This window comes from Aquidulcibacter sp., from assembly GCF_044346625.1.
Classification (GTDB): Bacteria; Pseudomonadota; Alphaproteobacteria; order Caulobacterales; family Aquidulcibacteraceae; genus Aquidulcibacter.
This window is the reverse complement of the sequence record NZ_JBIIYV010000086.1, coordinates 1-9,477: the sequence shown is the minus strand read 5'-3', so window position 1 is coordinate 9,477 and position 9,477 is coordinate 1. Positions and strand designations below refer to the sequence as shown.

General features: G+C 55.1%; 8 protein-coding genes. 1 reads left to right on the top strand and 7 read right to left on the bottom strand.

What is annotated here, in order from left to right:
• On the top strand, nucleotides 1–1,111 hold a 1,111-nt coding region (locus tag ACIQ20_RS14540; RefSeq protein WP_395781518.1), incomplete at its 5' end, for a TonB-dependent receptor.
• 1,415 nt (nucleotides 1,112–2,526) lie between these two features.
• Here the strand turns inward: ACIQ20_RS14540 and ACIQ20_RS14535 are convergent.
• The 7 genes from ACIQ20_RS14535 to ACIQ20_RS14505 all read right to left on the bottom strand — a co-directional run bounded on the left by ACIQ20_RS14535 (nucleotide 2,527) and on the right by ACIQ20_RS14505 (nucleotide 9,230).
• Entirely contained in the window at nucleotides 2,527–2,805 is a 279-nt protein-coding gene (locus tag ACIQ20_RS14535) for a helix-turn-helix domain-containing protein (protein ID WP_395781517.1), read from the bottom strand.
• Entirely contained in the window at nucleotides 2,802–3,122 is a 321-nt protein-coding gene (locus tag ACIQ20_RS14530; protein WP_395781515.1) for a type II toxin-antitoxin system RelE/ParE family toxin, read from the bottom strand. Before ACIQ20_RS14530 ends, ACIQ20_RS14535 begins: the two co-directional genes overlap by 4 nt.
• A 187-nt stretch (nucleotides 3,123–3,309) precedes the next feature.
• Nucleotides 3,310–4,299 (bottom strand): ArdC family protein, encoded by a 990-nt coding sequence (locus tag ACIQ20_RS14525; protein ID WP_395781513.1) that lies wholly within the window; start codon nucleotides 4,297–4,299, stop codon nucleotides 3,310–3,312.
• A gap of 253 nt (nucleotides 4,300–4,552) precedes the next feature.
• The gene (locus tag ACIQ20_RS14520) at nucleotides 4,553–4,780 is read right to left on the bottom strand and encodes a toxin-antitoxin system HicB family antitoxin (RefSeq protein WP_085338532.1); all 228 of its coding nucleotides are present in this window, start codon (nucleotides 4,778–4,780) and stop codon (nucleotides 4,553–4,555) included.
• Entirely contained in the window at nucleotides 4,777–5,208 is a 432-nt protein-coding gene (locus ACIQ20_RS14515; RefSeq protein ID WP_395781511.1) for a putative toxin-antitoxin system toxin component, PIN family, read from the bottom strand. Before ACIQ20_RS14515 ends, ACIQ20_RS14520 begins: the two co-directional genes overlap by 4 nt.
• A gap of 149 nt (nucleotides 5,209–5,357) precedes the next feature.
• Nucleotides 5,358–7,565 (bottom strand): ParB/RepB/Spo0J family partition protein, encoded by a 2,208-nt coding sequence (locus ACIQ20_RS14510; RefSeq protein WP_395781509.1) that lies wholly within the window; start codon nucleotides 7,563–7,565, stop codon nucleotides 5,358–5,360.
• A 429-nt stretch (nucleotides 7,566–7,994) separates the two neighbouring features.
• Complete coding sequence (locus tag ACIQ20_RS14505; RefSeq protein WP_395781507.1) at nucleotides 7,995–9,230, bottom strand: HlyD family efflux transporter periplasmic adaptor subunit; 1,236 nt, start codon at nucleotides 9,228–9,230, stop codon at nucleotides 7,995–7,997.
• Nucleotides 9,231–9,477: the final 247 nt, after the last annotated feature.

Genomic DNA, 9,477 nt, shown 5'->3' with positions numbered 1-9,477 from the left:
GGAAGTTGCACTGCTCTCTAGCAACGAAATCCCAATGGATACAGCTTTTCAAGGTCAGCCCGCGTTCTTCGTGTGCGATGAACCGCTGACAACAGCCGTCTTCGGTCTTGCTTGCAGCAATGAGGCAATAGAAACAATCAACGCGAGCGGGCGCAATACCAGCTATGCTGCTTTTGGCGACGGTACGTTTAATGTCACTGACCACATACGCGCTACCGTCGGAGCGCGGCTGTCGTTTGATCGCAAAAGGTTCGCATATAGTGCGCCGCCAGTTGTCACGGTCGGTAACGGACTAACAGGCAACAACCTGTTTGCGGCCGCGACAGCGGTGCCTCAGACCTTTGAAAAGTCATGGACGTCGATTCAACCGCGCTTTGTTCTCGACTATAAGCCAGACGCGCGGACAATCATTTTCGCATCGGCCTCGCGAGGCTTCAAGGCAGGTGGGTTCGACCCGGCGTTCGACGTCTCTCGCGTGCCGTTCGAGCGTGAGAGCGTCTGGTCCTACGAGGTCGGCACGCGCACGCGGATGACTGGGGGAACGCTTGACCTTGGGCTGTCGGCTTTCTTCCTCGACTATGACGACTATCAGTTGCAGGTTTTGCGCAACGGGACGACTTCGACGCTCAACGCCCCGAAGGTGAGGAGTTACGGTGCCGAGTTCGAAGGAGGCTGGCGTCCAACCGGGCGGTTGACCTTCGATGCCAACCTTGCCCTCAACCAATCGACGTTTCGCACACTTGTCACCGATCTCGGCAGCTTGCGTGGCAACCGGCTCCTTTACGCGCCAGAATTAACCGCGTTCACAGCCATTAGCTACGATGCCATCAAGAACGACGCGCTGGTCGGCACGCTCCGCGCAAGCTTCCGGCATGAGTCCCGACAATTCTTCACGAAGGAAAATCGGATCGACGAAAGCCAAGGACCATATTCGGTCGTCGATCTATCCGCAACGTTGCGCTTTGGGCGCTCGAACTCTCAAATCCGAGTATTTGCCCGAAACCTGTTAGATGAACGCTACCTGATTTATGCGGTCGATCAAGGGTTTGGGGTCGTCACCAATCGCGGCGAACCGCGCATCTTCGGCGTCGAGGGATCATGGACATTCTGACGCGCCCGCCCGGGCCGACGCCGCACGAATTTGCAATCACAGCGCAGGCCGACCACATCGATTTCATGGGGCATGTCAACAATGCGCGCTACCTCAATTGACTACAGGCAGCGGTGCTCGATCACTGGGACAAATCTGCACCCGCCGCCGAACATGCCGCGATGCTATGGATCGCTTTGCTGCACGACATCCGCTATTTGAAACCGGCGTATCTCAGCCAAAAAATTGACTGTTGCGGTGCAACTTTTGGAGGTGAAGGGGCCCCGTGCCAGTTGTCGTGCAACCGTCAAGCGTGGGGCCGAACTCATCTCAACTATAGATTCGATGTGGTGCGCTCTAAACGCGAGCAACCTTAAACCCCGTCGAATGTCGAAGGCGCTTGTCAAACACCTACTTTCGCTTTGATCCCGCAAGTTGGGATACGAATACCCAAATGGCCTAGAGTTGCGGTAAGCAGATTGTTGTTCTGAAACGACGTTTTGATGTTCTGATCCTGCTTATTTGTTGATTTTAATTGAATTTCAGTCAAGGCTACTGAACTCTGTGTTGGGTTTGCCAAATAGCGCTTCCCGATGGGACTGGACGTCGGCCGTCAAGCAGGACCTGATGACAATCGCGATGTGTTCTCTGGTGCCTTAGGATTTGGCACGGCGGAGACGCACAGTCTCGAAGGTCAAGCGACCTTCTCCTGCCGGCGTTCTTTCCCGCTGTGCCAATCAAAGTCGCCACTTTAAGGCGGCGGGGCTTTCAGCTTGTTATGACTCTCAAGGCCGATGTGATCACCGACAAGCGCACCTTCATGAGCTGGCTGCTTGATCCCCTCCTCGCTGATCGGGCACGAGCGGCTGCAGGGTAAGTGGTCGCCTTTGGGGCGGCGGTAGATTCGTCTGCTTTCCCTGAAATGCGAATTTAAACCAGACCATCTCCTTTCGGCCATGTTCAGCCAAAATGCCGCCGGTCTCAAATGCGCCAAGGGTGGTCGTTTAAGACGGGTTTGGAACCTTTCGAAAGAGGACATCAGGTCCAGCGCGTAGGGTGCGGTCCGACAGGACTGCATCACCTCACTCACAGCGGTATTGGTTAAGGTCTTTCACTTGGACCGCCTTTGCCACAGGCTCTGCCTAGACAAAGGTATAGCTCGAGTTTGAGCGCGCAAGATGGGGCGTCAAGGGGCGCGCCTTTGGCACGTCGGCGAAGCCGATTGCTTCCCTTGACACCCCATCTTGCGCAATAAGACTTGTCGGGCGGCTTCAAGGCAAGCGAAGCAACGCATTGAACCGTTCCAAGTCATTTGGCTGACATCCGACTTAAATGATTTAAGGATTTGCTTGACCATGGTGCATTCCATAGATGGAATGCACCTTATGGCCCGGAGCGCATTGCTAAAACCAATAAAATTGAGCGAAGCGAGGCCGCTATACAGGTACGAAACTTATCTGTAGCCGTGTTCCGGTGGCCTGAGCGTAGCGTTCTAAGGTGCGTGTTGAAGGCTTTATTTTGCCACTTTCAAGTCGTGCAATGGTGGCTTGTGATGTTGCCATCCGCTCCGCTACTTGTTCTTGAGTGAGGTGCGCTTGTGTACGGGCTTTGAGAAGTGCGGCCATGAGTGCGAATTCTTCTTCAAGTGCGTCGTATTCTGCTTTGTAGGTGGGTTTCTCCATCCACTTAGCGTGCAGGTCTGCAATTTTGGTCATGTGACCTCCTTTGCTCGATTTCGAGCGAGTTCTAATTCTGTTTTTGGTGTCTTTTGGGTTTTCTTGATGAATGCCCGTAAGATCACAACTCGTTTGCCTTTTGTTGTCACGTATATGGCTCGTGAAATTCCGCTTTTGCCCGTCAGCCTAAGTTCCCAAAGTTTGTCTTCTAGATGTTTGGTTGCGTCAGCTGGTAATGCTTGCAATCCAAAATTTCCGATGATCTGAGCAAACCTTGCGAGGCGTGCTTGCATGTCTTGAGGTAAATTCTCGATTTCAGAATCGACAAGGCTATTTAGGGTTTCGACAATCCACATTAATGTAATATACCAAAATAAGCATATTTGTCAATTGAGCGGCACCCGATGTTCGAGCCAGTGTTACCGTTCAGATGAATGGCAGCTTACCGACTGCCCCAAACTAAACCCGCCCATCCCCTTTCGGCCAAGTTCTGCCGAAATCGGACCACTGAAGCGTTTGCGTTTTGGTGAATAGGGAAAGGCTCTATCCCTGACCCATCTCTGCCAAAACCCAATCAGCGGCAGCCTGAGCTTTGCTCGCGGCGGTTAGGAACGAAGATGGATTATCGCCAAGGGACTTGAGCCAGCCATCGATGTAGGCGGCATGATCTTCAAGGTGATCAGCGGGCAGGCCGATGTGAGCACCGATAAAGGCGCTAGCAAGTTCGGCGACGAGCTCTTCCAGCGCATAGCCTGCATCGCCAAAACGGGTCTGACCGAAGTCACGATTGAGACGGGTCTCATGGCGTGAGGCGTGTGCCGTCTCATGGGCGAGCGTTGCCCAATATTGACTGCCATCGCGAAACGCCTCGCGAAGGGGCATTTGGATGTAGTCTGCGGCCTTTGAATAGAAGGCCCGATTGCCACCATGGCGAAGGGTGACGGGGATGCGCGCAAAGAGAGAAGCCCAACGGGTCTCATCCTCGCAGTTGGTGATTGGGGTACGCGAAACGACAGGCGCTTCAGGAAGTGCATAGAAGGCGTCTGGCAAACCTTCGATTTGATCAGCATTGAAGACGGTGTAGCCTCGCAAGATACGACGGGTCTCACCAGTCTCACCGCCATTGGCGCCCGTGGACCTGGGAGCAGGTGAAGGCTTGCCGTCACCTTCTGACTTATCGCCCAGTTCAGTATAATAGACGACAAAGGACCCGCGCTCACCTTTGCGGACACAGGCCTTCATGGCCAAGGCTTGTTTGAAGGTGAACCAATGGCGGGATCTAAAACCACTTTCTAACGAGGCAGCCCAAAGGGCGATGATATTTATCCCGCGATAGGGCGTGCCACATGAACGCAAGGGCAATACCAAGGCATCAGGTGGCGCAATATCATCCCATGGCTTGATCCAGGGGCGAACGCCGCGTTCAAGAAGAGAACTAATCTGGGCTGTGACACGCTCATGGGGTGTCAGACGAATTTCATCAGACGCTGATGAATAGCGGGAGTGACGAGATGCAGCGATTGTAAGTGACATGGCGGATACCTCCGCCGATGGGATATTGCGTTACGCGATACTCACCATGAGCTCGCGCCGCCCCCATCGGCCAAGATCAACAAACCGCACCCCTGATTGCCTACCCGCACCCCGGTAGTCTCCGCCTCGTCCAGCCGGGGCGGAAGCGTTAGCGAACGACCGAAAGGTTGCGGGTAGGCGGGCAGGGGTGCAGGGATTTTGGACCGATGGGGGAGGTGCTCGTGAAATTGTACCGAAGCATCGCGACTGCGGGTTAGTCCGACTTTTTGAAATCCCGATCCAATTTGTCCAACAAAGCCAGACCAATTGTTGGATTACCACGTGTGGCTCGAGCTCGGAACCGAACTTCAATGTCGAATTCTGTCACCGCGCGGTTGGCGAGCTCTTCGACCAATTTGTTCATGCTGATGTTACGGTGCGCAGCGAGTGCCTTCAAACGCTCATGCTGGTCATCGGGCAAACGAATGGTGAGGACGCTCATGACTTTCTTCTCCAGTTTAAAAAGTCGCCGGGTTTAAAGATTTCTATATCCGGGAATAGAAGTTCAGCGTTATGGAAATCGCGAAGGTTTGAGGTAATGATAGCGCGTGCACCTCCAGCAACAGCCAATTCCAGAACATGGTTGTCGCCTTCATCGGCGAGATTGGGCCGCCAAAGGAAGTGAATTCGAACCCAATCAGCAACACTCAGTAGCGCATCTAACAAGGCATCACGCTCACTGGCTGACAGCGAGCAATTTGCCCAAATCTCATCTCTCGCCAATAGGGCCTCATATTCCCCGAATAGGGCATTTGAGAAAATAGGCTTGAAGTCACCTTTCAATGTCTGTCGAAGTATTTCCCGTGATCCACCATCCGGGCTCAACACCGCTGAGACAAAGACATTAGTATCAATCACGACTTTGATCATGAGGCCTGATAGCATATATACTATCAATTTCCAAGCTCGATTCAAGAAATAATCCAATCCCGATGTGCCCAATCAAGCAAGATAATGGCGAATTGGGATCAGCGACCTTCTACTTTGATAGGTTTCCGGCCGCTGACCTTGCTATCAGGTTACTCCGCCGCGATGCTCACTGACTGAAGATCAGGCTCAACCGCTTCGGCTTCTGCCAAAGCGGCAAGGCCTTCGTCGGTGATCTCAAAAGCTGGCGCATCGTCGTAGGCAGCCACGTCGATCAACCCGTCCGTTTTGATAACGTTGGGCAACCAGCCAGTTCCATCGAGGGTGTGCGCCGCCATCAGGGCCAACTCATCCTTGCGCATGGAGGCAAGCTTTACCGCAAACGCCTCACGATCCTTGGCCGTTGGCAATTCCAAAACTGCAGGACTTTCCATGATCGCATCTGCGATCTGAGCCTTGTTTAGGCCCATGAAGAAGTCCGAAGTTGGTGCCCACCATTTGGTCATGTCGACTTGGAGACGCGTAGCAAGGGTATCGGCAACGTCCTGCTTCCGACGACAAATGGGTGTGTTGCCACTGTGGCTGAGATCAAGGGTGGAAGCGATTAGGAGTGCTTGGGTTTGAAGCAAAGCCTCTGGTCCTTGGGTCAAGCACCAGTCAAACCAATTTTCCTCATAGAGGTCCAGTGCTTTCAAGGTGTCTCGCTTGGAGGCAAGCGGTTCAGCATCTGAGAAAGAGTGACACACAAAGGCATGAATGCTCATGCCGACAGGGCCAGTCAGCGCCATGAAGTGACAGCCCAATGTGTAGACGGATAGGGCTAAGGCCACATCAGGGGCCTCACAAAGATGAGCCCGAATGGCGCGCGTGCGTGCGCTAGTCAGCTCATTCAAAGTCTTTTGCGTGAAATCTGATGTGTTGATTGGCTTAGGCTCATCTTCTTCCCATGGTGGCCGTTCTTCGAGGGTGGTTGAGCTGACGCCCTCAGAACCCCCAGCAGCTGATGCTACCACATCAGCGGAAAGGTTAGTTTCGCCTGTGCGCTGACCCGCAATGCGTGCGGTACCAGCAGCAAGATCAATCACAAGGACGGTAACGCCATCAGGAGAGGGTGTGTAGGCAACGGGATCTGGTTCACGTATCGCCTCGGCCTCAAGGCATTCCTTTTCGCGGCGTCGGTCTGCTTCGGCTTTGGCCTTTTCCGCCGCGAGCCGTGCGTCAATCCGAGCAATCTTCTTTTGATCACCCTTAGCAACAATGCCGACTATCGTATCTGGATGCCCTTCAAAATCGATGGAGATCACACAACCGGCAAGAGCCTTCTTTTCTGGATCGAAGAAGGATAGGGCTTCTGCCATCTCGTGGGCTTTGACACGGAGGCTTTCGAGTTCCGCGATGAGAGCCTCATCTGTTGGATCAGATGTGAGTGCTTGCTCAATTTCAGAAGCTCTGTCCCGTATCACGTGGGCAGCACCCTTTTGCTCTTCGGTGGGCTGGTGCCATTCGGGACGGATGCGATGCATGGAGCCCCCATCGGCTCTGCTATTACCAAGATTGAAGCTCACCCAACCCCAGCCTTGGGCGAGGAGGGGCGCACGCAATTCTTCGAGCTTGGCTGTGGCCAGTTCATTCAAGAGATCCGGGCTGTCGAGGAAGACTAGGCTATCATCAAACAAATCGCGACGGACAATGCCACCGGCTGCCTCATAGGCTTCAACACCCACAAACTTGGCAAGCCGGTCGGTTATCCGAACGGCACCTTGGGTAAGGTAGGACCGGACCGCATAGGCATTGCTGACTGGCTTGGTCATGATGGCAAAGACCGCATCTTGGCGCTCATGATCCGCGACCAGACAAAAGGCACGTGCCGCATCAAGGCCAAGTTCGCCTTTCCGCAATGCATCCTTCAAGGTGGGTGAGAGAGCTGCTAAGGCCAATCTTTGGCGAACATGGCGAACACTCGCACCAAAGCGGGTAGCGATAGCGTCCTCGGTTTGGCCTTCGCCAGCCAAGCGACCAAAGGCTTCAACTTCATCCAATGGGTGCATAGCGACACGTTGGACGTTTTCAGCCAGGGAAGCTTCTTCGGCCAAGTCAGCAGGAACGATCTGACAGGGCACTTCAAAATCAGACGTGATGGCTTTGCGCTTGAGCAAGAGCTTCAAAGCGGCCAAGCGACGACCGCCAGCGGAGACTTGATATTTGCCAAAACCGACATCAACGACACTCAAGCCCTGCAACAAGCCATGAGCCTGAATGGAGGCTGCCAATTCATCGATGGCGATTTTCTTATCCATGCGCCGGGCATTGAGAGGGGAGGGCTGCAGAGCCTTCAAAGGTAACATTTGAACGTGAGACATAAGACTAATCTCCCTATGGGAGTTCCTAGCGTTGGATATCAATCACCAGGGCCGCCTGCGCGGCAATCATCTCACCGGCCCACGCCAGACCAGACGCGCAAGGGCGGAGAGGCGCGAGCCGTCCCTTGCGCGGCTGGGGTGGACGGGGGCATTCGCATAGTGCGCGCATGCGGTGTTGGTAAAAGCGCTATTGTGCTGAGCAACCTCTAAGCCCGATAGATAAATCTCTCTACAAGCGCTTGTCGATTTTCACATTTTCAAAGCAACGGTGAATGGCGTTCTAGCCAATTTAAATGCCCAAAACTCAATACCATCTTGCCCATCCAAGACCGAATGATTTTGGCAATAGCTGGCCGAAAGGAGATGGTCTGCTTTAGATTCGCATTTCAAAGAAAGCAGACGAAACTACCATCCGCTTAATGCCAAAACTCACCCTGCAGCGGCGCGGGCGCGGGCCGCAAGGAGTGGATCAAGCAGCCAGCTCATAAATGTGCGTTTGTCGGTGATAACATCGGCCTTCAGGGTCATGCCGGGTTGCAGGGGGCGGTCCTTCCCGTAGGCTTGGATGCCGGGGCCGGTTAGCGCCACGCGGATGCGGTAGACGGGTTCTTTGAACTCGATGGGGGCCGCGAGCTCGCCGGGGCGGAGTGCCGAGCGAGCGATTTCGCGCACTTCGCCTTGAATGGCGCCGAACTGCTGAAACGGGAAGGCATCGACCATCAGGCGCACACGTTGGCCTTCGGTGATAAAGCCTGCCGCACGCGTTGGCACCAAGATTTGCGCTTCCATCGGGCTGCCCTTGGGGGCGAGATTGATCAAGGGCACATTGGGGTTAGCCGCTTCGCCGGGTCGAATGTTCAGGCTAGCGACCCGGCCCGCAACCGGGGCACCTACGACATAGCCGTCCTGCACCGAAAGCTCGGTCAGCCCTGTTTCCAATTGCGTCTTAGCACTGCGCAACTGACTGGCTTCTGACGCGCGTGCAGGTGCCAGAGCTTGGCGCTGGCGCATCAGGTCTTTGGTCTCACCCGACCGTGAAGCGGCCAAAGTGGTGCGCTGGCGACTGATGTCAGCCATCTCGGCCTGATGGCTGGCGCGCAGAGATTGGCGCTGGCGGTCATAATCCTTGGCCTCATCGAGGCGGGATTGAATCTGCCGATTAAGCTCACCCACTTGGGAGCGGGCAGCAATTGTGCCCTGCGCACGCCGATCTGCCTCGGTGCTGGCCATAAAGCCCTTAGACACCAAGGTGCGGGCTTGGCCTTCGGCGCGTTCAGAGATGGCCAATTGCCCTTGGGCCAAGTCGCGGCTGGCCTCAAGGCGGCTGGCGTCGGCACGCGCGGCAATGGCACGGTCAGCCAAGCGAGCATCATCCTGAGTAAAGCGATTGGCACTGCCGCGTGCAGCCTCCATCAGGCGTGCATCTTCGGCCCCAAAGCGGTCGAATGTTGCACTGGCCCGTTCTGCCAGCCTACGGCTCTCTTCGGCAAAGCGCTGGGCGCTGGCTGCCGCCTGCAGCTCGATCTCGGTCAAGCGCGCCCGGGTCTGTGCCCTCTGCAGCGGCACAATTGCGCCATCAGCGCCCGATACGTCTAAAGCTAGCCGCATCAAAGGCTGGCCTTCGGCCACCATATCCCCCTGGCGCACCAGCACAGCATCGGCCACCCCACCACGCGGCGCATAGACAGCCGACAGGCCCGCTTCCGGGGCAATCCACCCTGCGACGGTCTCTTTGCGCGCATATTGGCCGAGCGCCAGATACGCTGTACCAATCGCGACACTAGAGCGGTTTTCCTGAAAAAGGAATCGAGTGTATTCCCAAATCAGGTGTGATGTGATTCACCATTTATGTTGGTGATGGAGGCCAACATGGATGGCAAAGATACTATCGATGGATTTGAGGTCTCGCGCG

What these genes read in the sequence shown, in the direction of transcription:
- ACIQ20_RS14520 (WP_085338532.1), bottom strand. Translation starts at nt 4,780, where the DNA reads ATGAGCGTCCTCACCATTCGTTTGCCCGATGACCAGCATGAGCGTTTG.
- ACIQ20_RS14535 (WP_395781517.1), bottom strand. Translation starts at nt 2,805, where the DNA reads ATGACCAAAATTGCAGACCTGCACGCTAAGTGGATGGAGAAACCCACC.
- ACIQ20_RS14530 (WP_395781515.1), bottom strand. Translation starts at nt 3,122, where the DNA reads ATGTGGATTGTCGAAACCCTAAATAGCCTTGTCGATTCTGAAATCGAG.
- ACIQ20_RS14510 (WP_395781509.1), bottom strand. Translation starts at nt 7,565, where the DNA reads ATGTCTCACGTTCAAATGTTACCTTTGAAGGCTCTGCAGCCCTCCCCT.
- ACIQ20_RS14515 (WP_395781511.1), bottom strand. Translation starts at nt 5,208, where the DNA reads ATGATCAAAGTCGTGATTGATACTAATGTCTTTGTCTCAGCGGTGTTG.
- ACIQ20_RS14525 (WP_395781513.1), bottom strand. Translation starts at nt 4,299, where the DNA reads ATGTCACTTACAATCGCTGCATCTCGTCACTCCCGCTATTCATCAGCG.